The organism is Nesterenkonia sp. AN1, assembly GCF_000582475.1.
Taxonomy (GTDB): Bacteria; Actinomycetota; Actinomycetes; order Actinomycetales; family Micrococcaceae; genus Nesterenkonia; species Nesterenkonia aurantiaca.
The window spans coordinates 23,930-48,292 of the sequence record NZ_JEMO01000009.1 but is presented as its reverse complement, the minus strand read 5'-3'; the positions used below and the strand labels follow the sequence as shown (position 1 = coordinate 48,292).

The 24,363-nt window shown below is 68.8% G+C and carries 19 protein-coding genes, 3 tRNA genes, 1 pseudogene and 1 riboswitch; all 23 genes and pseudogenes read left to right on the top strand.

Annotated features, from left to right (window positions below):
- Positions 1–137 precede the first annotated feature (137 nt).
- The 23 genes and pseudogenes from BG28_RS06140 to BG28_RS06035 all read left to right on the top strand — a co-directional run bounded on the left by BG28_RS06140 (position 138) and on the right by BG28_RS06035 (position 24,226).
- A tRNA-Val gene (locus BG28_RS06140) sits at positions 138–209 on the top strand.
- Positions 210–264: 55 nt separating this feature from the next.
- Positions 265–338 (top strand) — tRNA-Gly (locus BG28_RS06135).
- A 294-nt stretch (positions 339–632) separates the two neighbouring features.
- Positions 633–775: riboswitch (FMN riboswitch) on the top strand.
- A gap of 110 nt (positions 776–885) precedes the next feature.
- Entirely contained in the window at positions 886–1,962 is a 1,077-nt protein-coding gene (ribD, locus tag BG28_RS06130; RefSeq protein WP_235180998.1) for a bifunctional diaminohydroxyphosphoribosylaminopyrimidine deaminase/5-amino-6-(5-phosphoribosylamino)uracil reductase RibD, read from the top strand.
- Positions 1,944–2,273 (top strand): hypothetical protein, encoded by a 330-nt coding sequence (locus tag BG28_RS16755; protein ID WP_200869306.1) that lies wholly within the window; start codon positions 1,944–1,946, stop codon positions 2,271–2,273. Before ribD ends, BG28_RS16755 begins: the two co-directional genes overlap by 19 nt.
- The gene (ribB, locus tag BG28_RS06120) at positions 2,237–3,946 is read left to right on the top strand and encodes a 3,4-dihydroxy-2-butanone-4-phosphate synthase (protein WP_369797200.1); all 1,710 of its coding nucleotides are present in this window, start codon (positions 2,237–2,239) and stop codon (positions 3,944–3,946) included. The genes BG28_RS16755 and ribB overlap by 37 nt, the downstream gene beginning before the upstream one ends.
- Positions 3,947–4,017: 71 nt before the next feature.
- On the top strand, positions 4,018–4,518 hold the full coding sequence (gene ribH / locus BG28_RS06115) for a 6,7-dimethyl-8-ribityllumazine synthase (protein WP_036474915.1): 501 nt from the start codon (positions 4,018–4,020) through the stop codon (positions 4,516–4,518).
- 14 nt (positions 4,519–4,532) lie between these two features.
- Positions 4,533–4,796 (top strand): phosphoribosyl-ATP diphosphatase, encoded by a 264-nt coding sequence (locus tag BG28_RS06110; protein WP_036474913.1) that lies wholly within the window; start codon positions 4,533–4,535, stop codon positions 4,794–4,796.
- 60 nt (positions 4,797–4,856) lie between these two features.
- A complete protein-coding gene (gene hisG, locus BG28_RS06105) occupies positions 4,857–5,708 on the top strand; it encodes an ATP phosphoribosyltransferase (RefSeq protein WP_036474911.1) in 852 nt (283 codons plus the stop codon).
- 14 nt (positions 5,709–5,722) lie between these two features.
- Positions 5,723–6,487: an imidazole glycerol phosphate synthase subunit HisF gene (gene hisF, locus BG28_RS06100; RefSeq protein WP_036474909.1), complete on the top strand. Its 765-nt coding sequence runs from the start codon at positions 5,723–5,725 to the stop codon at positions 6,485–6,487.
- A gap of 7 nt (positions 6,488–6,494) precedes the next feature.
- Positions 6,495–6,863: a phosphoribosyl-AMP cyclohydrolase gene (gene hisI, locus BG28_RS06095; protein WP_051501076.1), complete on the top strand. Its 369-nt coding sequence runs from the start codon at positions 6,495–6,497 to the stop codon at positions 6,861–6,863.
- Complete coding sequence (locus BG28_RS06090) at positions 6,856–8,505, top strand: chorismate-binding protein (protein WP_036474908.1); 1,650 nt, start codon at positions 6,856–6,858, stop codon at positions 8,503–8,505. Before hisI ends, BG28_RS06090 begins: the two co-directional genes overlap by 8 nt.
- Positions 8,502–9,266, top strand: a complete 765-nt coding sequence (locus tag BG28_RS14310) for a Trp biosynthesis-associated membrane protein (RefSeq protein WP_051501075.1) — start codon at positions 8,502–8,504, stop codon at positions 9,264–9,266. The genes BG28_RS06090 and BG28_RS14310 overlap by 4 nt, the downstream gene beginning before the upstream one ends.
- Positions 9,267–9,393: 127 nt before the next feature.
- Positions 9,394–9,774, top strand: coding sequence for an HGxxPAAW family protein (locus BG28_RS14305; RefSeq protein ID WP_051501074.1), 381 nt, complete (start codon positions 9,394–9,396; stop codon positions 9,772–9,774).
- Positions 9,775–10,578 (top strand): indole-3-glycerol phosphate synthase TrpC, encoded by an 804-nt coding sequence (gene trpC / locus BG28_RS06075; protein ID WP_036474906.1) that lies wholly within the window; start codon positions 9,775–9,777, stop codon positions 10,576–10,578. It abuts the gene before it with no gap.
- A 128-nt stretch (positions 10,579–10,706) separates the two neighbouring features.
- The gene (gene trpB, locus BG28_RS06070) at positions 10,707–12,026 is read left to right on the top strand and encodes a tryptophan synthase subunit beta (RefSeq protein ID WP_036474904.1); all 1,320 of its coding nucleotides are present in this window, start codon (positions 10,707–10,709) and stop codon (positions 12,024–12,026) included.
- The gene (gene trpA / locus BG28_RS06065; protein WP_036474903.1) at positions 12,023–12,859 is read left to right on the top strand and encodes a tryptophan synthase subunit alpha; all 837 of its coding nucleotides are present in this window, start codon (positions 12,023–12,025) and stop codon (positions 12,857–12,859) included. Before trpB ends, trpA begins: the two co-directional genes overlap by 4 nt.
- Positions 12,856–14,442 (top strand): sodium-dependent transporter, encoded by a 1,587-nt coding sequence (locus BG28_RS06060; protein ID WP_036474901.1) that lies wholly within the window; start codon positions 12,856–12,858, stop codon positions 14,440–14,442. The genes trpA and BG28_RS06060 overlap by 4 nt, the downstream gene beginning before the upstream one ends.
- Positions 14,442–14,546: a methionine/alanine import family NSS transporter small subunit gene (locus tag BG28_RS14900; protein ID WP_084479505.1), complete on the top strand. Its 105-nt coding sequence runs from the start codon at positions 14,442–14,444 to the stop codon at positions 14,544–14,546. The genes BG28_RS06060 and BG28_RS14900 overlap by 1 nt, the downstream gene beginning before the upstream one ends.
- Before the next feature lie 130 nt (positions 14,547–14,676).
- Positions 14,677–15,948, top strand: coding sequence for a prolipoprotein diacylglyceryl transferase (gene lgt, locus BG28_RS06055; protein WP_051501073.1), 1,272 nt, complete (start codon positions 14,677–14,679; stop codon positions 15,946–15,948).
- 342 nt (positions 15,949–16,290) lie between these two features.
- Positions 16,291–20,932 (top strand): annotated as a pseudogene (gene gltB / locus BG28_RS06050) (glutamate synthase large subunit).
- Positions 20,925–22,391: a glutamate synthase subunit beta gene (locus BG28_RS06045; RefSeq protein ID WP_036474899.1), complete on the top strand. Its 1,467-nt coding sequence runs from the start codon at positions 20,925–20,927 to the stop codon at positions 22,389–22,391. Before gltB ends, BG28_RS06045 begins: the two are co-directional and overlap by 8 nt.
- Before the next feature lie 91 nt (positions 22,392–22,482).
- The gene (pyk, locus tag BG28_RS06040; RefSeq protein WP_036474898.1) at positions 22,483–23,997 is read left to right on the top strand and encodes a pyruvate kinase; all 1,515 of its coding nucleotides are present in this window, start codon (positions 22,483–22,485) and stop codon (positions 23,995–23,997) included.
- Between the two features lie 148 nt (positions 23,998–24,145).
- Positions 24,146–24,226, top strand: a tRNA-Leu gene (locus BG28_RS06035).
- The last annotated feature ends 137 nt before the right edge of the window (positions 24,227–24,363 follow it).

Sequence of the window (24,363 nt, the reverse complement as noted above, 5' to 3'; positions counted from 1 at the left end):
GCAGGTGCATCCGGTTCGCCGGAAGCAGAGATTCAGTGTCACCTGTGACAGAGTGGCTCTGAGACAGCAGAACGACGAGTACAGCAGAACAAGCAAATAGCACGACACGCCACGGTGGTGGAGACACCACCTCATCGGCGCGATTAGCGCAGCGGTAGCGCGCTTCCCTGACACGGAAGAGGTCACTGGTTCGATCCCAGTATCGCGCACTGAGTCCAGCAGAAACGGTCGTCCTTCCCGGAGGGCCAAGGCTTCTGGACTCATGCGGATGTAGCTCAGCTGGCTAGAGCACCACCTTGCCATGGTGGGGGTCGCGAGTTCGAATCTCGTCATCCGCTCAGAACGGTCGCCCGGCAGGCGGCAGATGAAGCGGGCTCGAGACCACCAGGTCTCGGGCCCGCTTTCTCGTTGTGCCCGCTGAGGTTGTCCTCGGGCCGGCCGCAGATGTCGCGGCACCCGCGGCGTTTCCCGCCGCACCCGCCGCAGCGATCTCCCAGCCGCGATCTTCCAACAGCGATCGTCAAACCGTCGAGAGCCCCGGTCTGCGGTGCCACCTCAGATGAACCGACATTTCACCCTCAGCGGCATCCATCCCGTGCGCAGCACGCATGTGGCACACTTAGTGCTACACATTTCGTGCTCCGGGATCGGTGAAAGTCCGAACCGGCGGTCATAGTCCGCGACCCGAATCATGCGCAGCCCGCTGTGCATGACTTGGTTGAACCGGTGGAATTCCGGCACCGACAGTCACAGTCTGGATGGGAGAAGCACGAGAGTCCGTGTGGCTGTCCCCGCGACCCCGCGAGCCTGCCATTCGTTCTCGACCGACGCCACCGCGGCGTCGGCCTCCCCGGAGTGCGTCGACACGCTGGGAAGGACGATGCGGTGCCAGACGAAGCTGTGATGCAGCAGGCCCTCAGGGCCGCACTGCTCGGCGTTCGCGGAGCCAACCCGCTGGTCGGCGCCATTCTGGTCTCCGCCGAGGGCGAGGTGCTCAGCACCGGCCACCACCGCGGCGCCGGCACCTTCCACGCCGAGCGCGACGCCCTGGACTCCTTCGCCCGGGGACATCCCGCACCGGCTGACCTCAGCGGCGCCACCCTGTACTCCACACTGGAACCCTGCCGGCATCAGGGCCGCCAGCCCGCCTGCACGCGGCTGATCCTCGACGCCGGGGTGGGTCGTGTGGTCCATGGCGCCTCCGACCCCTCGAGCAACGGCGGGGGAGCAAAGATCATGCGCCGTGCCGGCATCGACGTGGTCTCAGGGGTGCTGGCACAGCAGTGCGAGACGCTGAACCATCGCTGGGTCGCGGCGGCCAGACAGGCCCGCCCCTTCGTCACCGCACACCTCGCGCAGAGCCTGGACGGCCGGATCGCCGCAGCAGACGGCACCAGCCAGTGGATCACCTCCAAGGCCGCACGAGACCACACCCATATGGTGCGCAGCCGCGCCGACGCGATCCTGGTCGGCACCAACACCGTCGAGGTCGATGATCCCCGGCTCACCGCACGCACCCCCGCCGGTGAGCTCACCCTGCGTCAGCCGCTGCGTGTGGTGATGGGGATGACTCCGGTGCGCCCAGGCACGAAGCTGACCCAGGGCCGCCCCGAGGGCGACGGCTGGCTCCAGCTGCCCACCCGGGATCCGCTCGAGGCCCTGCAGGAGCTCGCCCAGACCACCCACGGCGGCTATCCGATCAAGCATGTCCTGGTCGAGGGCGGCCAGAGCGTGCTCTCGGCCTTCTTCGCCGCCGACCTCGTCGATGAGGTCTTCGCCTACCATGCGCCGCTGCTGCTGGGCACGGGACGCGACAGCATCGGTGACATAGGTGTGAGAACGCTGAGCGAGGCGCCCCGCTTCGCTCTTGACCCCGCGGAGAGCGGGCCGGTGCAGATCATGGACTCCGATGTCTGTGTGCACCTGCAGCCGAAAGGAGACACATGTTCACCGGAATCGTGACGGGTTTGGGAGAGGTCCTGCAGCGACGGTTCGATCCGGCCAAGGGCGTGGAGCGGCTGAGCTTCGCCGCGCCGGGACACACCGAGGGGCTCGCTCTGGGTGGCTCCATCGCGGTCAACGGGGTCTGTGTCTCTGCCGTCGCCATCGAAGGTGAACAGGTCAGCGTGGAGCTGATCCAGGAGACCCTCTCGCGCACCACGCTGGGAGCGCTGAAGCTGGGGGATCCGCTGAACCTTGAACGTTGCCTGCCTCCGGGGCCCGGTTGGACGGGCACGTGGTGCAGGGCCACGTCGACGGGCTCGCGCAGCTGATCCACGCTGACCCCTCCGACGGTCGGCACCGCTTCCTGATCAGCCCGGAGCTGGCGCCCTACATCGCGGAGAAGGGCTCGATCGCAATCAACGGCGTCTCGCTGACCATCACCGCAGTCTCAGCCCCGGGCTTCGCCGAGCCGTGGTTCGAGGTCGGGCTGATCCCCACCACGCTGGCTGAGACCACCCTGGGCAGCACCGGAATCGGGGCGCAGGTCAACATCGAAGTCGACGTGCTGGCGAAATACGCCCGTCGGATGCTCCAGTTCGACCGGCACCTCGCGGCCGAAACTCCCGCCGAGACTCCCGCCGAGCCGGCCGTGACCGAGCAGCAGCCTGAGTCGGTGCCCGCCATCGCGCAGCCGGAGACTCCGGCCCCGGTGCTGGACCGGATCGATGTCGCGCTCAACGAGCTCGCCGCAGGACGTCCGGTGATCGTCGTCGACGATGCCGATCGGGAGAACGAGGGTGACATCATCTTCCCCGCGGCGATGGCCACCCCCGAGCTGATGGCGCTGACCATCCGCCACACCTCCGGGGTGATCTGCACCCCGATGACAGTCGAACGCGCCGAGCACCTGGGACTGCCCCCGATGGTGGTGCAGAACCAGGACCCCAAGGGCACCGCCTACACGATCAGCTGTGACGCGACCACCGGGGTCAGCACCGGGATCAGCGCCGCGGACCGGGCGCTGACCGCGAAGGTCCTGGCGGACTCGGCGAGCACCGCGGCAGACCTCAGCCGACCCGGGCACATCTTCCCGCTGGTCGCCGACCCGCAGGGCGTCCTCGGGCGCGACGGCCACACCGAGGCCGCGGTGGACCTGTGTCGGCTCGCCGGGCTCTCCGAGGTCGGCGTCATCGCCGAGCTGACCCACGACGACGGCCGGATGATGCGCCTGCCCGCGCTGCGCGAGTTCGCCGACGAGCACCAGTACGCGCTGATCTCCATCGCCGATCTGATCGTCTACCGCGGTGGCACCCCGAAGCCGGGCACCGCGATGGATTCGGTCGCCGCCAGCTGGGAGGCACCCGGGGACGAGGTGTCCAAACTGGTGACACCGGGCCCGGTGGTCACCCTGCCCACCGATCACGGCGTCTTTGCCGCCCAGGTCTGGACCGAGCACCGCACCGGACACGAACACATGCTCATCTCCGCACGCTCGGAGGCCCCCGGTGAGGGCAAGATCTCCACAGGACGGCCGCTGATCCGGATGCACTCAGAATGTGTCACCGGAGACGTGCTGAGCTCACGGCGCTGCGACTGCGGCACGCAGCTGGCCTCGGCTCTGGAGTCCATCCAGCGCGACGGCGGACACCTGCTTTACCTGCGCGGCCACGAAGGCCGCGGCATCGGGCTGGCCAACAAGATGCGCGCCTATAAGCTCCAGGAGCAGGGCGCAGACACGGTGGAGGCCAACGAGATGCTCGGCCTGGCAGCGGAGCTGCGCGACTTCTCCGGCGCCGCAGCGATCCTCTACGCCGCCGGGATCCGCCAGCTGAGCCTGATGACGAACAACCCGCTGAAGGTGCAGAGCCTGCGCAGCGCCGGGCTCGACGTCGAGCTCGTGCCCTCCACCGGAGTGGTCCACGAGACCAACCGCCGGTACCTTCAGACCAAGCGCGACCGGATGAATCACACCCTGGACCACCTGCAGCTCCACGAGCAGTGAGATCTGCCCCACAGTGACCCCCTGACCAGAACGCCCACCGGCACCCCCACCAGCACAGCAGAGGAGACCGCATGAGCGGCACCGGAACACCCCAGATCGAGGCCGCCGAGCTCGAGGCGCTGCGCGCCGCCGCGGCCGAGCAGAACCTGAGCGTCGCCGTCGTCGCCTCCCGCTGGCACCAGGTGGTCATGGACGGGCTGATCGCCGGCTCGCGCCGGTTCTGCGCGGAGATCGGGCTCCAGGACCTCACCGTGGTCCGGGCGCCGGGCTCCTTCGAGCTGCCGGTGATCGCTTCACATGCCGCGAAGCACTTCGACGTCGTCGTCGCCCTGGGCGTGGTGATCCGCGGCGGGACCCCGCATTTCGACTATGTCTGCACCGCCGCCACCGAGGGACTCGGCCAGGTGGCGCTGAGCACCGGCACCCCGGTCGGCTTCGGGCTGCTGACCTGCGACGACGAGGCGCAGGCGCTGGATCGCGCCGGCCTTCAGGGCTCCAAGGAGGACAAGGGCTTCGAGGCCGCCCATGCCGCCGTGGCCGCCGCCGTGGAGATCGCCGCGCTGAACCGGTGAGATACCCTGAAACGGTGAAAACCTTCGACCAGCTCTACGCCGAACTTGCCCAGAAGGCCGAGACCCGTCCGGAGGGCTCCGGCACCGTCGCCGCACTCGATGCAGGCGTCCATCAGATCGGCAAGAAGATCGTTGAAGAGGCCGCCGAGGTCTGGATGGCCGCCGAGTACCAGTCTGATGCGGAGACCGCCGAGGAGATCTCCCAGCTGCTCTACCATCTGCAGGTCATGATGATCGCCAAGGGCATCGCCCCCGAGGACGTCTACAAGTACCTCTAGAACCTCCCGGTCGAGTTCACCCACACCGCCATCACCTGCACACGAAAAGACGAGATCCCTATGCTGCGCATTGCTGTTCCGAACAAGGGCGCCCTCTCCGAGGCCGCCATGGAGATGCTCTCCGAGGCCGGCTACGTCCAGCGCCGCGACCGGCGCGAACTGGTCATGCTCGATGAGGAGAACGGGGTGGAGTTCTTCTACCTGCGGCCCCGCGACATCGCCGTCTACGTCGGTGCCGGCACGCTCGACGTCGGCCTCACCGGACGCGACCTCTTCCAGGACGCCCGAGTCGACCACGGAGCCGAGGAGGTGCTCGGCCTCGGATTCGGCAAGTCCACCTTCCGCCTGGCAGGGCCCGCCGGGCGCTTCAGCAGCGCCGCGGACCTCGCCGGCACCCGGGTCGCCACCAGCTACGACGGTCTGCTCGCCCAGTGGTTCCAGGACCAGGGCGTGCCCGATGTCGAGGTGGTCCACCTCGACGGCGCGGTGGAGACCTCCGTGCGGCTCGGCGTGGCTGACGCCATCGCCGATGTGGTTGAGACCGGCAACACGCTCAAGGCGGCCGGGATGGAGACCTTCGGGGACCCGATCATGGAATCCGAGGCGATTCTGATCTCCGGGCGCGGGCAGCACCCCGAGGGACTGGACCGGCTGATCCGGCGTCTGCAGGGCGTCCTGGTCGCGGCCCAGTACGTGATGATGGACTACGACGTGCACCGGGACCTGCTCCCGGCGGCCTCCGCGATCACCCCGGGGCTGGAATCACCGACCATCTCGCCGCTTGCGGATGAGAACTGGGTGGCGGTGCGCTCCATGGTGCCGGCCAAGAAGACGAACCAGCTGATGGACGAGCTCTACGAGATCGGCGCCCGCGCGATCCTGGTCTCCTCCATCCACGCCTGCCGGATCTGATCGCGGGGCCGCCGATGACACTTGCAGTCCGAGTCATCCCCTGTCTCGACGTCGACGCCGGTCGCGTGGTCAAGGGGGTCAATTTCGAGAACCTCCGCGATGCCGGAGACCCGGTGGAGCTGGCCCACCGCTACAACCGGGCCGGCGCCGACGAGCTGACCTTCCTCGACGTCACCGCCTCCTCCGCCGACCGGGAGACCACCTACGACGTGGTCACACGCACCGCTGAAGAGGTCTTCATCCCGCTCACCGTGGGCGGCGGGATCCGCTCGCCGCAGGACGTGGACCGGCTGCTGCGCACCGGGGCCGACAAGGTCTCGATCAATACCGCCGCCGTCTCCCGCCCCGAGGTGATCAACGAGATCGTCGGCCGCTTCGGCAACCAGGTCCTGGTGCTCTCCCTCGATGCTCGGCGCAGCGACGCCACCTCTTCCGGTTTCGAGGTCACCACCCACGGCGGCCGCACCGGCACCGGGATCGACGCGCTGAGCTGGTGCCGCGAGGCCGCCGAACGCGGAGTGGGGGAGATCCTGCTGAACTCCATCGACGCCGACGGCACCCGGGACGGGTTCGACACCGAGATGATCGCCGCGGTGCGCGCGATGACCCGGGTCCCGCTGATCGCCTCCGGCGGCGCCGGGGTCCCGGCTCACTTCCCACCCGCCATCGCGGCCGGCGCCGACGCGGTCCTGGCCGCCTCGATGTTCCACTTCGGTCCCGATGACATGATCGCCCAGGTCAAAGACGCCATACGATCCGCCGGACACCCGGTGAGATGAGGTTCGCATGAGCAGCAGCGAAGACACCGAGACGCCACTCCTGCCAGAGTCGGTGCGCGAGGCCGTGCGCTTCAACGCCGATGGACTGGTGCCGGTGATCACCCAGGACGCCGAGACCTCCGAGGTGCTGATGCTGGCCTGGATGAACGCCGAGGCGCTGGGGATCACCCTGGCAACGGCCCAGGGGGTGTACTTCTCCCGGTCCCGCCAGGAGCTCTGGCGCAAGGGCGCCACCTCCGGCAACGTGCAGCAGGTGGTCTCGCTGGCGCTGGACTGCGACGGCGACACCGTGCTGATGCGCGTGGAGCAGTCCGGACCCGCCTGCCACACCGGAACCACCAGCTGCTTCACCGGACGGGAGATCACCGATGCATGACCTCGGCACCGTGGTTCCCGGACCCGAGGAGTTCCTCGAGCTGGCCCATGACCACCGGGTGATCCCGGTGACCATGACCCTGCTCGCCGACTCCCACACCCCGCTGAGCATCTACCGGGCGCTGGCCACCGACGCCGCAGGGGCCGCCCGCCCCGGCACCTACCTGATGGAGTCCGCCGCCCCCGGCGCGGCCTGGTCCCGACACTCCTTCATCGGCGTGCGCACCTCCGCCACGCTCAGCGAACGCGACGGCGCCGCGCACTGGATCGGTGAGCCGCCGGTCGGGACCCCGCGAAGGCACCACCGCCGCGGTGGCTGCGGAGACACCCTGGAGTTCCTGGCCAGCCCCGCCACCGCCGGCGGCGATGCCGCCAGCCCCGCCACCGCAGACGCCGCAGGACCATCCGGGCGCCCGGACCGCAGCGTCCCGGGCCGGCCCTTCATCGAGGAGCTGCCGCACCTGACCTCTGGCCTGGTCGGCTACGCCGGCTGGGACGTCATCCGGCACTGGGAGAAGCTGCCCCACCCGCCGATTGATGACCTGCACATCCCCGAGATGGCGATGAACCTGGTCTCGGACCTGGCGGTGCACGACAACCGCGACGGCACCGTCACCCTGGTGGCCAACGCGATCAACTTCGACGGCCAGGACACCGGCGCCGAACGGGCCTACGCCGACGCCGTCGCCCGGCTGCACCAGATGAGCGCCAAGCTCGCCGAGCCCGTGGCGCCGGTGATCTCCACCGCCCAGCCGAACTGGGGCGCCGCGGTCAAGCAGGACCTCACCGACCGGGTGATCCACGCCTGGGATCAGAACGAGTACCTGGCCACCCTGGGCAAGGCCAAGCAGGCCATCATCGACGGCGAGGTCTTCCAGATCGTGGTCTCCCGCCGGTTCGAGGTGGAGACCGAGGTCGATGCCCTCGCCGTCTACCGGATGCTGCGGCTGCTGAACCCGAGCCCGTATATGTACCTGATGCACTTCGAGACGCCCGCCGGAGAGCCCTACCAGCTCGTCGGAGCCTCCCCGGAGGCCCTGGTCACCGTGGAGGACACCACGGTGGTGACCCACCCGATCGCCGGCACCCGACCCCGCGGGGAGACCCCGAAGCAGGACGCGGAGCTCGCGGAGGACCTGCTGGCGGATCAGAAGGAGCGCGCCGAACACATCATGCTGGTGGATCTGGCGCGCAACGACCTGGCCAAGGTCTGCGTTCCCGGCTCGGTCCAGGTCACCCGATTCATGGCGGTGGAGCGCTTCAGCCATGTGATGCACCTGACCAGCCACGTCCAGGGTGAACTGGCCCCGGAGCACAGCGCCTACGACGTGCTCTCGGCGACCTTCCCCGCCGGCACCCTCTCCGGGGCGCCGAAGCCGCGTGCGCTGCAGCTGCTTGACGCCTGGGAACCCACCCGGCGCGGGATCTATGGGGGAGTGGTCGGCTACTTCGACCTCTCCGGGCGCATGGACGCCGCCATTGCGATCCGCTCCGCGCTGCTGAAGGACGGCCGCGCCTACGTCCAGGCCGGCGGAGGCATCGTGGCGGACTCCGACGACGACGCCGAACGTGAGGAAACCGTGAACAAGGCCGCCGCCCCGCTGCGCGCGGTACTGGCAGCCGACCGTCTGGAGCACACATGAGCGAGACCACCCCGGCCCCGGAGAACCCCGGTCCCGAGCAGCGCCGCGGATCAGCCTCCTCGCGTCTGCGCGGGATCCTGACCCGCCGCGGGGTGGTGCTGATGTCCCTGGTGGGCGGCGCGCTGCTGCTGATCTCCTCCACCATGACCTGGGTGCAGGCCTACGGCCTGGGTTCGACCTCCACGGTCCAGGAAGTGGCCATCACCGGCGCTGACCTGGCCGAGACCGTCACGGCCATGGGCCTGGTCGGCCTCGCCGCCGGCATCGCGGTCACGATCGCGAAGCGGCTGGGCCGGATCGTGATCGGTGCGGTGCTCTTCGGCGCGGCCGGCATCGCGCTGCTCGCCATCCGCTCGGTGCTCGCGGACCCGGCCAACGCCGCCTCCGCCGCGCTGGGCGAGATCACCGGCACCACCGCCGATGCCCAGCGCTACGAGCTCAGCATGGCCGTGTGGCTCGGCTTTACCGGGGCGCTGCTGCTGCTCATCGCCTCGATCGCGCTGCTGGTGGTCTCCCACCGCTGGCCCGACCGGAGGTCGCGCAAATATCAGGTCGCCTCCGCCGAGGACGCCGCGGCAGACGGCTCCCAGGCGCCCGCGGGCAATCCCGGTGCCCACGGCACCGGCGCAGGAAACCAGCCCGGCGCGGGGAACCGCCCTGGTTCTGCGAACCGGCCCGGCGGACCAGAGAGCGGTCCCGATGAGTTCGACCTCTGGGACGGGCTCTCCGAGGGCCAGGACCCCACAGACCCGCAGCGCTGAAACCTGCGACGGTGCTGCCGGGGCAGGTTTCGCGCGGCGACGTCACCGACGACGCGGCGCAGCCATACGTGGCAGAATGGGGCGCAGAATCGAATGAGCACTGCCGCACGTTCTAGAGAGGACCAGAATGGCCAACACCACTGCTCTGCGCGACACCGAGCCAGCCCCCGGCGAGAAGATCGATGACGAGTACATCCATCACGATCACATCGGCCACGGCTCCACGCCGGCAGCCTGGGCGCTGAGCCTCACGATCATCCTCGGCTCGATCATCGCCGGACTCGGCATGGTGCTCGAGGTCTGGGTGATGGTCTGGATCTCGATCCTGTTCCTCCCGCTGGCTCTCGTCCTCGGCATGGTGCTCAAGGCCAAGGGCTACGGTGTGGAGATGGACTCCAACGCGGTGCTCAAGAACGGTGAGAGCGCCCGCGACCACCAGGGTCCGGCCAGCACGGACAACTCCCGCAGCGGCAAGGACAAGCGGCGGCCCAAGACCGCCGCCCACTGAATGGTGAGCGTCCTCGACTCGATCATCACCGGGGTCCGCGAAGACCTCCAGGCCCGTCGGGCCCTGATCCCGCATGAGCAGATAGTGGCCGCCGCGGCCGCTGCCGCCCCGGCGCTGGACGCCCACGCCGCGCTGCTGGCCGGGCGCGAGGATCCGCACGGCGTGCGGATCATCGCCGAGGTCAAGCGTTCCTCACCCTCGAAGGGTGCCCTGGCCGAGATCCCCGATCCGGCCAGACTCGCGAGGTCCTACCAGGACGGCGGAGCCGCGGTGATCAGCGTGCTCACCGAGGGCCGCCGGTTCAACGGGAGCCTGGCCGACCTCGACGCGGTGCGCGCCGCCGTGGAGATCCCGGTGCTGCGCAAGGACTTCATGGTCGAGGAGTACCAGTTCTACGAGGCCCGCGCCCATGGCGCTGACCTGGTGCTGCTGATCGTGGCGGCACTCGAGGACGAGAAGCTGCGCGACTTCCTGGCCCTGACCCACGAACTGGGCATGGAAGCCCTGGTCGAGGCGCACACCGAGGAAGAGATCGCCCGCGCCCTCGCACTGGGCGCCAAGATCGTCGGGGTCAACGTGCGCAACCTCAAGACCCTGGAGGTCGACGTCGCGCACTACGCCACGATGGCCCAGCACCTGCCCGCCGATGTGGTGCGGATCGCGGAATCCGGGGTCACCTCAGCACAGGTGGTCGCCGACTACGCCGCCCAGGGAGCCGACGCCGTGCTGGTCGGAGAGGCGCTGGTCAAGGACGGAGAGCCGGAGACCGCGCTGCGCAGCTTCCGCTCCGCCAGCCTGGTCTGAGCCCGTCGCAGCTCGGTCCTGCGATCCGAGCGTCGTTGAACCGAAGCCTTCGCCCACCTCGGGCGTCGCAGAATTCCACAAGCGCCGCGCTGGATGACCAGAGCGGCGCAGAACATCGAGGAGAGATCATGAGCGCTCCTGCTGAGGAGACACAGAAGTACCGCGACCACGAAGGGCCCTATTTCGGGAGCTTCGGCGGACGCTGGATGCCGGAATCGCTCGTCGCCGCCCTCGATGAGGTCGAGCAGACCTTCCGTGAGGCGAAGGAGGACCCGGAGTTCCTCGCCGAGGTCTACCGTCTCGGCCGGGACTACACCGGGCGTCCCTCGCTGCTGACCGAGGTCAAGCGTTTCGCCGCCGAGGCCGGGCCTGCCCGGATCTTCCTCAAGCGCGAGGACCTCAACCACACCGGCTCGCACAAGATCAACAACGTGCTCGGCCAGGCGCTGCTCGCCAAGCGCATGGGCAAGACCCGACTGATCGCCGAGACCGGCGCCGGCCAGCACGGTGTCGCCACCGCCACCGCCGCCGCCCTGATGGGCATGGACTGCGTGGTCTACATGGGCTCCGAGGACACCCGCCGGCAGGCGCTCAACGTCGCCCGGATGCGGCTGCTCGGGGCCGAGGTGGTCCCGGTGGACCACGGCGCGAAGACGCTGAAGGACGCGATCAACGAGGCGCTGCGCGACTGGGTGGCCTCGGTGGAGCACACCCATTACCTGCTGGGCACCGTGGCCGGACCGCACCCGTTCCCGGAGATGGTCCGCTGGTTCCACCAGGTCATCGGCGACGAAACCCGCGAGCAGATCCTCACCATGGAGGGACGCCTGCCCGATGCCGTGGCCGCATGCGTGGGCGGGGGATCCAACGCCATGGGCCTCTTCCACGGCTTCCTGGATGACCCCGAGGTGGCGCTCTACGGCTTCGAGGCAGGTGGCGACGGCGTCGAGACCGGCCGGCACGCCTCGGCGATCACGCTGGGCCGCTCCGGGGTGCTGCACGGCGCGCGCTCCTTCCTGATGCAGGACGAGGACGGCCAGACCGTGGACTCACACTCGATCTCCGCCGGACTGGACTATCCCTCGGTCGGCCCGGAGCACGCCTACCTCGCCGAGACCGGACGGGCCATCTACGAACCGGTGACCGACGCTGAGTGCATGGCCTCCTTCGAGATGCTCTGCCGCACCGAGGGCATCATCCCCGCCATCGAATCGGCCCACGCTCTGGCCGGCGTCGCCCGGCTCTCCCGCAAGTGGGGCGCCGAGGGCGAGGGCAAGATCATCATCATCAACCTCTCGGGCCGCGGCGACAAGGACGTGGAGACCGCCGCAGAATGGTTCCGGATGCTTCCGGGCCAGGAGAACGACCCGGTGGCCGAGACCGAGACCGCCGAGAAGACCGGGGACGAGAGCCCGTCCCCGGCACCCGAGACGGGAGTCCAGTCATGAGCACCGAAGCCACCCCGGCAGAGCCCAGCACGCAGGCGCCGGAGACCGCATCCAGGACGGCCGAGGCCATCGAGGCCGCCCGCGCCCAGGGCCGCGCCGCCTTCATCGGCTACCTCCCGGCCGGCTACCCGGACAAGGAGACCTCCATCGCGGCCGCCATCGAGCTGGCACGCAACGGGGCCGACGTGATCGAGATCGGGGTGCCCTACTCCGATCCGGTGATGGACGGCCCGGTCATCCAACAGGCCACCACCGAGGTGCTGGCCCGCGGGTTCCGGCTCCCCGAGGTCTTCGAGATCGTGGCAGCCGTGGTCGAGGCCACCGACGCCGCGGTGCTGGTGATGACCTATTACAACCTGATCGACCGTATGGGCGCCGAGGAGTTCGCCCGGCGTCTCGCCGAGGCCGGCGGGGCCGGCGCGATCACCCCGGACCTGATCCCCGATGAGGCCGGCGAATGGATCGCCGCCACCGAGAAGCACGGGCTGGACCGGGTGTTCCTCACCGCCCCGACCTCCTCACCGGAACGGGTGGCGCAGATCGTCTCGGCCTCCCGCGGCTTCGTCTACGGCGTCTCGGTGATGGGCGTGACCGGTGCCCGCGACCAGGTCTCCGACGCCGCAGAACGGGTGGTCAACGCCGCCCGCAGCGCGGGCGCCGAACGAGTCTGCGTGGGACTCGGGGTCTCCACCCGGGCCCATGTGGAAGAGATCGGCCGCTACGCCGACGGCGTCATCGTGGGCACAGCACTGGTCGCCGCGCTGCGCGACGGCGGGCCCTCCGCCGTGGCGGCGCTGACCGCCGAGCTCACCGGAGCCGAGACCGGTCGATGACTTCGCGGCCGCCGGTGCGGACCCGGGTCCGGGAGAGCTTCAACTCCCGGACCGTGTTCATCCTGGCGGCCGTCGGGTCCGCAGTGGGCCTGGGGAACATCTGGCGGTTCCCCTACGTCACCTACGAGAACGGTGGCGGGGCGTTCCTGATCCCCTATCTGATCGCGCTGCTCACCGCCGGGCTGCCGATCCTGCTCTTCGACTATGCCCTGGGGCACCGGTTCCGCGGGTCCCCGCCCCTGGCCTTCAGACGGCTGCACCGGCACGCCGAGCCGATCGGCTGGATCCAGGTGGGAATCTGCTTCCTGATCTCCATCTACTACGCCGCCATCATCGCCTGGGCCGCGATGTACACCTGGTATTCCTTCACCCAGGCCTGGGGTGAGGACGCCGAGAGCTTCTTCTTCACCGAGTATCTGCAGTACGACGGGGCAGGCACCGAGGGCACGGGGCTCTCGATGGACTTCGTGGCGCAGGTCGGTTGGCCGCTGATCGCTGTCTGGGTGGTGCTGCTCCTGGCTCTGGGACTCGGCGTCCGGCGGGGGATCGCGCGGGTCTCGATCTACGGGATCCCGGTGCTGTTCGTGATGTTCCTGATCCTGGTGGGCTACTCGCTCAGCCTCGACGGAGCGCTGACCGGGCTCAACGCCCTGTTCACCCCCGACTGGAACGCCCTGACCGACGCAGGCGTCTGGATCCAGGCCTACGGGCAGATCTTCTTCAGCCTCTCGGTGGGCTTCGGGATCATGGTCACCTACGCCTCGTATCTGAAGCGCAGGTCCAACGCCACCGGCTCAGGGCTGGTGGTCGGGTTCGCGAACTCATCCTTCGAGCTTCTCGCCGCCATCGGCGTGTTCTCCGCGCTGGGCTTCATCGCCGTCGCGGCGAACACCGCCGTGGACGAGGTGGCCTCCTCAGGGCTCGGCCTGGCCTTCGTGGCCTTCCCCACCATCATCAGCGAGGCGCCGGCCTCCGCGCTGCTCGGCGTGCTCTTCTTCGGCTCGCTGACGCTGGCCGGCATCACCTCGCAGATCTCGGTGCTCGAGGTGGCGATCTCCTCGGTGAAGGACAAGACGGGATGGTCCCGACCGGTCACCGTCGGTGTCGTCGGTGGGTCCAGCGCACTGATCTCCGTGGTCCTGCTCGGCGGGGTCTCCGGGCTCACGGTGCTCGATGTGATCGATGCGTTCTCCAACAATGTCGGCATCGTCGCCGCCGCGTTCATTGCGGTCCTCTCCGTCACCTGGGGCTTCCGGCGCCTCGACGTGCTCGCGGCCGGGATGAACGCCTACGGTTCGATCCAGCTGGGACGGATCTGGAAGTCGCTGATCGGGGTGGTCATCCCGGTCGTCCTGGGGGTGCTGTTGGTGATCGACATCCGCGCGAAGGTCACTGATGGCTACGGCGGGTTCGACACCTGGGTCGTGATGACCTTCGGCTGGGGAGCTCTCGCCTTCGTGGCGGTGGCCGCCGTGGTGATGACCGCGCTGCCCTGGCGAGACGCATCTGCCCTGCACGCTGAGGCGCTCGAGGAAGAGGCCGAGCCAGAGAAATCCGAGCACCGGACGGGAGCCCGAGACTGATGGACACCGATGCCCTGATCATGATGATCGTGGCCCTGGCCACGGTCTGGGGCGGCCTCGCGGCCGCCGTCGCCCACCTGAGGCGACACCCGGACGGCTCCTGACCTCGTGGCCGAGGACGGCCCGACCGCTGGTCGCACGGAGGCAGGCTCAGGCCATAGACTGCACCGGATCCCGAATTCAGCCCGCCCCCAGCTCAGCAGGGGAGGGTGACTCACACCGCGAGAGGACCCCGTGTTCAACACTTCAACTCCGGTCGGCGCCCTGCAGGCCGCCGCTGAGGCCACCGCCTCGGCCACGGCGCAGATCAGCGCAGCCTTCCCCTCCCCGCCCACGGACGGGATCGATCTCGTCGGCCCGCTGCGGATCGGGTTCTACGGTCTGGCGATCGGTCTGGGCATCCTGGTGGCGTACTTCGTCTCCAGCCGGCTCTGGAAGTCCCGCGGCGGCAGCCCCGAGAACGTCTTCGACGCGCTGATCTGGGCCGTGCTGCTCGGCATCGTGGGCGGTCGGCTCTATCACGTGATCACCTCCCCGGACGCCTACTTCGGGGAGGACGGCGACCTCTCGCTGATCCCGCAGGTCTGGCTGGGCGGCCTGGGCATCGTCGGCGCCGTCGCGCTGGGCGCCGTCGGCGTCTGGTTCGCCTGCCGGCGCTACGGCATGAAGTTCGGCGCCTTCGCCGACGTGATCGTGCCCGGCGTGATCCTGGCCCAGGCCATCGGACGCTGGGGCAACTACTTCAACCAGGAGCTCTACGGCGCTCCCACCAACCTTCCCTGGGGCCTGGCGATCGACACCACCCAGCGCCACCAGGCGCCGCCGCTGGGTGCCAGCGAGTCCACGCTGTACCACCCGACCTTCCTCTACGAGAGCATCTGGAACCTCATCGGGTTCTTCCTGCTGATCGCGCTCTACCGCCGCTTCGCCGTGAAGCAGGGCCTGATCGCCTGGACCTACGTGGCGTACTACTCGCTGGGCCGGTTCTGGATCGAATCGCTGCGCATCGATGAGATCAACAAGTCCACCCAGTGGATCAATATCTTCGGCCTCGAATGGCGCCTGAACATGTGGATGTCGGTGTTCCTGTTCGTCCTCGCGCTGGGCATGCTGATCTGGCTCTGGACCCGACGCCCGCGCACCGACGCGGCGCTGGCCGAGGAGCTGGAGATCTACCGCCCCGGGCAGGGCCCGCGCGGATCCGAGGACCACGCCGCAATGGCGGCCCGGTCCGAGTCCGGAGACACCGTGCTGGTCCCGGCCGGGGCGCAGCCGACCCCCTCCCAGGACGCCGCGCAGACCGGTGAGCCGACCTCGCCCACCGCCGGAAACCACGCCGGAGACCACGCTGCAGACGAGGCCGGAGACCACGCCGGAGATGCCCCCGGCACCGCCGGTGACAGCGCAGCATCGGAGACCGGCGGCAGCGCTGGATCCGCCGGTCAGAACATCGAACCGGGCGAGGAGTCCGCCGGTCCGGACGAGACGAACAGTCCCAAATCCTGAGATCAGACTTGCCACCGGCAGGTCAGGGTTGCAAGATTGACCTCATCCCCTGGCGTCAGCCAGGACCACGACGGCGGCGCGCCGACCAAATCGCGCCGTGGCAGTCAAGCGCAGGGACACACCCCCGCAGAGCGCACCGGTGGCAGCGTCATGCAGGACTGAAGACCGACGGATCTGAGGACTTCCTCGCAGACCGGGACGCACACAGTCTCGAAGAGCTGGGAGAATAAGCTCAGACTCCATGCATCAGAGATCCGCGCATAAAGGATCCGTGCACCATAGAAGGGGCCGATGATGTCCCCTCCCCATGAAACGTCCGCATGCGGAGGAAGGAAGAGCTTCATGTCTACTCTCGGATCACCGGGAACCGGCGCAGCTGCCACGGCAGACTCGCCCCAGGCCATGAGTCCCTATCAGCGCTTTGCCGCTTTCCCTGAGAAGGCTGGACTCTACGACCCCGCCAATGAGCACGAGAACTGCGGCATGGCCGCCGTGGCCACGCTGCGCGGAGAGCCGGGCCACGACATCGTGGACCACGCCCTGGTGGCGCTGCGCAACCTCGAGCACCGCGGCGCCGTGGGCGGCGACGTGGGCACCGGCGACGGCGCCGGACTGCTCACCCAGATCCCGGACGAGTTCTTCCGCGCGGTCACCGAGTTCGAGCTCCCGCCGATGGGGGAGTACCTCGCCGGCACCGCATTCCTGCCGCAGTCACCGGCCGAGCGCGAGTCGATGTGCGCCAGCTTCGGCGAGCTCGCCGAGGAACAGGGCCTGATCGTGCTGGGCTGGCGCGATGTCCCGGTGGACGCCTCGATGATCGGCAGCCTCGCCAAGGAGTCCATGCCGTACTTCCGGCAGGTCTTCCTCGGCTTCGCCGCCGAGGACTCCATCGCCTACCAGGAGTCCGCCTCGGGCACGCTGGACCAGCGCGGATGGCGCCTGCGCAAGCGCGGACAGAACCGGCTCGGGGTCTACTTCCCCTCGCTGTCCTCGAAGACCATCACCTATAAGGGGATGCTCACCACCGCGCAGCTCGAGCCGTTCTTCCCGGACCTCTCGGATGAGCGGTACAAGACCACCCTGGGCATCGTGCACTCGCGCTTCTCCACCAACACCTTTCCCTCCTGGCCGCTGGCCCAGCCGCTGCGCAACATCGCGCACAACGGCGAGATCAACACGGTCAAGGGCAACCGCAACTGGATGCGCGCCCGGCAGTCGGTCATGGCCTCGGAGCTGCTCGGCGAGGACCCGGAGTCGCTGTTCCCGATCTGCACCCCCGGCGCCTCGGACTCCACCAGCTTCGACGAGGCCGCCGAGCTGCTGATGCTCTCCGGACGCCCGCTGGCCCAGTCCATGCGCATGATGATCCCTGAGGCCTGGGAGAACCACGAGACCATGGACCCCGATCTGCGGGCGTTCTACCAGTACCACGCCCAGCTCATGGAGGCCTGGGACGGCCCCGCCGCGATCGCGTTCACCGACGGCCAGCAGGTCGGGGCGATGCTGGACCGCAACGGACTGCGCCCGGCCCGCTACTGGGTCACCGACGACGGCCTGGTCGTGATGTCCTCCGAGGTCGGCGTCCTGGACCTGGAGCCCTCCTCGATCGTGCGCAAGGGCCGCGTCGCCCCGGGCATGATGCTGCTGCTGGACACCGTCGAGGGCCGAATCATCGAAGACGCCGAGATCAAGGCCGATCTGGCCTCCTCGCGCCCTGGGCCGACTGGGTCCGGGAGAACCTGGTCAAGCTCGCCGACCTCCCGGAGCGCCTCCACGTGCGCCACCCCTCGGAGTCGGTGCGGCTGCGCCAGCAGACCTTCGGCTACACCCACGAAGAGCTGCGCGTGCTGATCGGCCCGATGGCCACCGCCGGTGCCGAGCCGCTGGGCGCCATGGGCACCGACACCCCGATCGCGGTGCTCGCCGACCGCCCCCGGCTGCTCTTCGACTACTTCGTGCAGACCTTCGCCCAGGTGACCAACCCGCCGCTGGACGCGATCCGCGAGGAGCTGGTCACCTCCCTGGGACTGCACATCGGCCCCAGCGGCAACCTGCTCAGCAACGAACAGGTCCGCTCCCGCCAGGTCGCCCTGGACTTCCCGGTGATCAACAACGACGAGCTCGCCAAGATCGCGAACATCCGCAACGACGACGGCGCGAAGATCACCCTGAAGGTCCGCGCGCTCTACCGCGCCGGATCCCGGGAGGAAGAGCTGCGCCAGCGGATCCGCGAGATCTGCGAGAAGGTCTCCGCCGCGGTCAACCGTGGGGTCAGCTACATCGTGATCTCCGACCGTGACTCCAACGCCCAGTGGGCGCCGATCCCCTCGCTGCTGGTGCTCTCCGCGATCCACCACCACCTGCTGAAGTCCGCCAACCGCACCAAGGTCTCCCTGGTGGTCGAAGCCGGAGACGTCCGCGAGGTCCACCATGTGCCTGCCTGATCGGCTACGGCGCGGCCGCAGTGAACCCCTACCTGGCCATGGAGACCGCCGAGGACATGGTCCGCCGCGGCGACCTGACCGCGGTCGACGAGGAACAGGCGGTGCACAACCTGCTCACCGCGCTGGGCAAGGGCGTGCTGAAGATCATGTCCAAGATGGGCATCTCCACCGTTGCCTCCTACTGCGGTGCACAGACCTTCGAGGCCGTGGGCCTGGCCCAGAACGTGGTGGACCAGTACTTCTCCGGGACCCACTCGCCCATGGGCGGGGTCGGGCTCGATGCGCTCTCCACCGAGACCCTGGAACGCCACTCCCGGGCCTACCCGGCCGACGGCAACGACCTCGGGCGCGGCAACGAGCTCGAGATCGGCGGGGAATACCAGTGGCGCCGCGAAGGCCCGCCGCACCTGTTCAACCCGCAGACCGTCTTCAAGCTCCAGCACTCCACCAAGACCCGCCGGTATGACATCTTCAAGCAGTACTCCAAGGCGGTCGATGACCAGTCCGAGGCGTTGCTGACCCTGCGCGGGCTCTTCAAGCTCAGCTCCGAGCGGACCGCGGTGCCGATCGAGGAGGTCGAATCCGTCGCCGAGATCGTCAAGCGGTTCAACACCGGGGCGATGAGCTACGGCTCGATCTCCCAGGAGGCCCACGAGACCCTCGCGATCGCGATGAACCGGCTCGGCGGACGCTCCAACACCGGTGAGGGCGGGGAGCACCCGGCCCGGCTCGAAGACCCCGAGCGGCGCTCGGCGGTCAAGCAGATCGCCTCCGGACGCTTCGGGGTGACCAGCCAGTACCTGACCCACGCCGATGACCTGCAGATCAAGATGGCCCAGGGCGCCAAGCCCGGCGAGGGCGGCCAGCTCATGGGCAAGAAGGTCTACCCCTGGGTGGCCGAGACCCGGCACGCCACCCCCGGAGTCTCCCTGGTCTCCCCGCCGCCGCACCACGACATCTACTCCATCGAGGACCTGGCCCAGCTGATCTTCGACCTCAAGCGCGCCAACACCGGCGCCCGGGTCCACGTGAAGCTGGTCTCGCTGCATGGGGTCGGCACCGTGGCGGCCGGCGTGACCAAGGCCAAGGCCGACGTCGTGCTGATCTCCGGACACGACGGCGGCACCGGCGCCTCGCCGCTGAACTCGCTCAAGCACGCGGGCACTCCCTGGGAGCTCGGGCTGGCCGAGGCGCAGCAGACGCTGATGCTCAACGGGCTGCGCGAACGCGTCACCGTGCAGGTCGACGGGCAGCTCAAGACCGGGCGCGACGTGATCATCGCCGCGCTGCTCGGCGCCGAGGAATACGGCTTCGCCACCGCCCCGCTGGTGGTCTCGGGCTGCATCATGATGCGGGTCTGCCACCTGGACACCTGCCCGGTCGGCGTCGCCACCCAGAACCCGGTGCTGCGCGAGCGCTACACCGGCCAGGCCGACCACGTGGTCAACTTCTTCGAGTTCGTCGCCCAGGAGGTGCGTGAATACCTGGCCGAGCTGGGCTTCCGCACCCTGGACGAGGCGATCGGGCATGTCGACGCGATCGACATGGACGACGCCAAGCGGCACTGGAAGACCACCGGGCTGGATCTGGGTGCCGTGCTGGACAGCTACGACCCCAACGACCCGGTCACCGCCTCGATGCTGCGCCGCACCCGCGGACAGGACCACGAGCTGGAGAAGCACTTCGACATGGGCCTGATCGAGCTCGCCGGCCAGGCCATCGCCCACGGCGAGAAGGTGATGATCGAGAAGAAGGTGATCAACACCGACCGCTCGGTGGGCACCATGCTCGGCCACGAGGTGACCAAGGCGCAGGGCCTGAAGATGCTGGAGAACAACACCATCGTGGTGCAGCTCACCGGTGAGGCCGGGCAGTCCCTCGGGGCCTTCCTGCCGCACGGGATCACGCTGCACCTCTCCGGGGACGCCAACGACTATGTGGGCAAGGGACTCTCCGGCGGGCGGATCATCGCCCACCCGGACCCTGCCGCGCCGCTGGTCGCAGAGCGCAACGTCATCGCCGGCAACGTGATCGGCTACGGCGCGACCGCCGGAGAGATGTTCCTGCGCGGCCAGGTCGGAGAACGCTTCCTGGTGCGCAACTCCGGGGCCACCGCCGTGGTCGAAGGCATCGGTGACCACGGCTGCGAGTACATGACCGGAGGCCAGGCGCTGATCCTGGGACCCACCGGGCGCAACTTCGGGGCAGGCATGTCCGGAGGCACCGCGTTCCTGGTGGACTTCGACGAGGAGAAGATCAACTCGCAGGCCCGGCTCAACGGGGACCTGCTGCTGCTGGAACCCGACGAGGAGGACCGCGCGATCATCGGGGACCTGCTGCGCCGGCACCACGAGGAGACCGGCAGCGCAGTGGCCGAAGCCCTGCTTGAAGATCTCGAGACGACCTATTCGCGCATCACCAAGGTGCTCCCGCGCAACTACGACGCCGTGCTCCGCGCCCGCTCCAGCGCCCTCGACGAGGGTCTGGATCCCGATGGCGACGCAGCATGGCAGAAGATTCTGGAGGCGACCCGTGGCTGATCCGCGTGGATTCATGAAGCACCGAGAGCGCCAGGACCGGCCCTCTCGCCCCATCCCGGTCCGGATCATGGACTTCAACGAGGTCTATGAGCGCAATGAGCGCGGCATCGTGGCGACCCAGGCCAGCCGTTGCATGGACTGCGGGATCGCGTTCTGCCACACCGGCTGCCCGCTGGGGAACCTGATCCCGGAGTGGAACGACCTGATCTGGCGCGACCAGTGGGAGGAGGCCTCCTCCCGGCTGCACATGACGAACAACTTCCCCGAGTTCACCGGGCGGATCTGCCCGGCCCCCTGCGAGACCTCCTGCGTGCTGGGCATCAACCAGCCCGCGGTCACGATCAAGCAGTCCGAGGTCTCGATCGCCGATGAGGCCATCGCCCGCGGCTACGTGGAACCGGTGCTGCCCCAGCGCCTCACCGGCAAGACCGTGGCCGTGGTGGGCTCCGGACCGGCCGGCATGGCCGCCGCCCAGCAGCTCACCCGCGCCGGGCACACCGTGGCCGTCTACGAGCGTGACGACCGGCTCGGCGGGCTGCTGCGCTACGGCATCCCGGACTTCAAGATGGAGAAGCACCACGTGGAGTTCCGCATCGATCAGATGCGTGCCGAGGGCACCCGGTTCTACACCTCCACCGAGATCGGCGCCGACATCACCTGGGACGCCCTGGAGGCCAGCTACGACGCGGTCATCCTCGCCACCGGTGCCATGGTCCCGCGCGATCTGGGCATCAACGGGCGCGAGCTCGACGGGGTCCACTTCGCCATGGAGTACCTGGTGCAGTCCAATAAGGCCACCTCAGGGGATCAGGTCGAGGGCCAGATCCGCGCGGACGGCAAGCACGTCGTCGTCCTGGGCGGCGGGGACACCGGTGCCGACTGCATCGGCACCGCCCACCGCCACGGCGCCGCCTCGGTGACCACCCTGGCCATCGGCAAGGAGCTGCCCTCGGAGCGCTCCGACCACGAGCCCTGGCCGATGGACCCGCGGGTCTTCGAGCTGACCAGCGCCGACGAGGAGGGCGGGGAGCGCAGCTACCTGGCCTCCACCGTGGAGTTCCTCAGCGACGACGCCGGCCGGGTGCGCGCCCTGAAGGTCGCCGAGACCCAGTACAACCCCGACGGGTCCCGCTCCCCGAAGCCCGGCTCCGAGCGCGAGATCCCGGCGGACCTGGTGCTGCTGGCGCTGGGCTTCACCGGGGCGGAGTCCGACACGCTCACCGAGCAGCTCTCGATGGACTTCGACCGGCGCGGAAACATCCACCGGGCCGAGGACTACCAGACCTCGGTGGAGGGCGTCTTCGCCGTCGGCGATGCCGGCCGCGGGGCCTCCCTGGTGGTCTGGGCCATCGCCGAGGGCCGCGCGGCGGCCGCGAAGGTGGACGAATATCTCGAAGGCGCGACCAGGCTCCCGGCCCCGGTCAAACCCTCGGATCGTGCGATTTCACTCACAGGCTGACTGTTATAGGCTCGATACGAACAATCCTGGTCCAGTGTCGTGCCAGTCCATCAACTCGCTTAACGGCACTAGAGATAGGACAAGGTGAGACATGAGACACGCCAAGATCGTTGCCACATTCGGCCCCGCCACCGCCGGCTATGAGATGACCCGCAAGCTCGTGGAGGCCGGCGTCGACGTCGCCCGGGTCAACATGAGCCACGGCGACTACAGCGTCCACGAAGAGACCTACAACACCGTCCGCGAGGTCTCCAAGGACCTGCGCCAGGCCGTGGGCATCTTCGCCGACCTGCAGGGACCCAAGATCCGGCTCGGTCGTTTCATCGAGGGGGAGCACCCGCTCGCCGTCGGGGACCGCTTCACCATCACCATCGATGACATCGAAGGCACCAAGGACCGCTGCTCCACCACGTTCAAGGGCCTGCCCGGAGACGTCAACGTCGGGGACACGCTGCTGATCGATGACGGCAAGATCGCGCTGCGCGCCGTGGAGGTCACCGCCACCGACGTGGTCACCGAGGTCACCGTGCCCGGCAAGGTCTCCAACAACAAGGGCATCAACCTGCCCGGCGTGGCCGTCTCCGTGCCGGCGATGTCGGAGAAGGACGAGGAGGACCTGCGCTGGGCCCTGCGCACCGGCTTCGACATGGTCGCGCTCTCCTTCGTCCGCGACGCCGCAGACATCGAAGCCGTGCACCGGATCATGGATGAGGAGGGACGCCGCGTCCCGGTCATCGCCAAGGTCGAGAAGCCCCAGGCGGTGGAGGCGCTGCAGGACATCGTCGACGCCTTCGACGCCGTCATGGTCGCCCGCGGCGACCTCGGCGTGGAGCTGCCCCTGGAAGAGGTCCCGCTGGTGCAGAAGCGCGCCGTGGAGCTCGCCCGCCGGTGGGCCAAGCCGGTCATCGTCGCCACCCAGGTGCTGGAATCCATGATCGACAGCCCCCGGCCCACCCGCGCGGAGGCCTCCGACTGCGCCAACGCGGTGCTCGACGGCGCCGATGCGGTCATGCTCTCCGGTGAGACCTCCGTGGGCCAGTTCCCGGTGGAGACCGTGGAGACCATGTCCCGGATCATCGAGACCACGGAGACCAAGGGTCTGAGCCGGATCCCCGAGCTCGGCACCAAGCCCAAGACCCGAGGCGGCGCGATCACCCGCGCGGCCAAGGAGATCGCGGATCAGCTCGACATCGAGCACCTGACCACCTTCACCCGTTCCGGAGACTCCGCCCGCCGGCTCTCCCGGCTGCGGCCCAAGCAGAACATCTTCGCGTTCACCCACGTCGAGCACACGCACAACATCCTGACCCTGTCCTGGGGCGTGCAGCCGCGCTGGGTGGAGTTCGCCACGCACACCGACACCATGACCGCCCAGGTGGACAAGCTGCTGCTGGAGGAGGACGCCGCGGAGCTCGGCCAGCTCGTGGTCATCGCCGCCGGGTCTCCTCCAGGACAGGCCGGGACCACCAACATGGTCAAGGTCCACCGGATCGGTGACCTGCACGACGCCAGCGACATCGAGACCCTGCGCCGCGGCGACATCGCCCCGGCGAACAAGGAGCCGGTCGGCCCCTGGCCCGCGGCCAGCGCCTCCAGCGCGTCCTAGTCGGAGCGTCCGGGCAGCGCGGCACGGCAGAGATTCAATGCTCGGGCCCAAGCCCGGGTAAGCTGGTGCCGTCCTCGTCATGGAGTCTGAGAAGACCCCTCGCCGAGGACGGCATGAGCGCCGGGGAGGCCCTGACCTCCTCGGTTCAGCCCGAATGGCGGAATCGGTAGACGCGCCGCACTCAAAATGCGGTACCACTGGTGTGTGGGTTCGAGTCCCACTTCGGGCACCTAGACGATGACCAGCCCAGCATGGGGAGCGTCCCCTCCGGGAGAGACTCCCGGCACGGCGGTCAGGGACCAGAAGGAGAACGGTGAGCGAACAGACTCCGGGCGCCGGCGAGAGCGCATCCGCGGCAGCAGAATC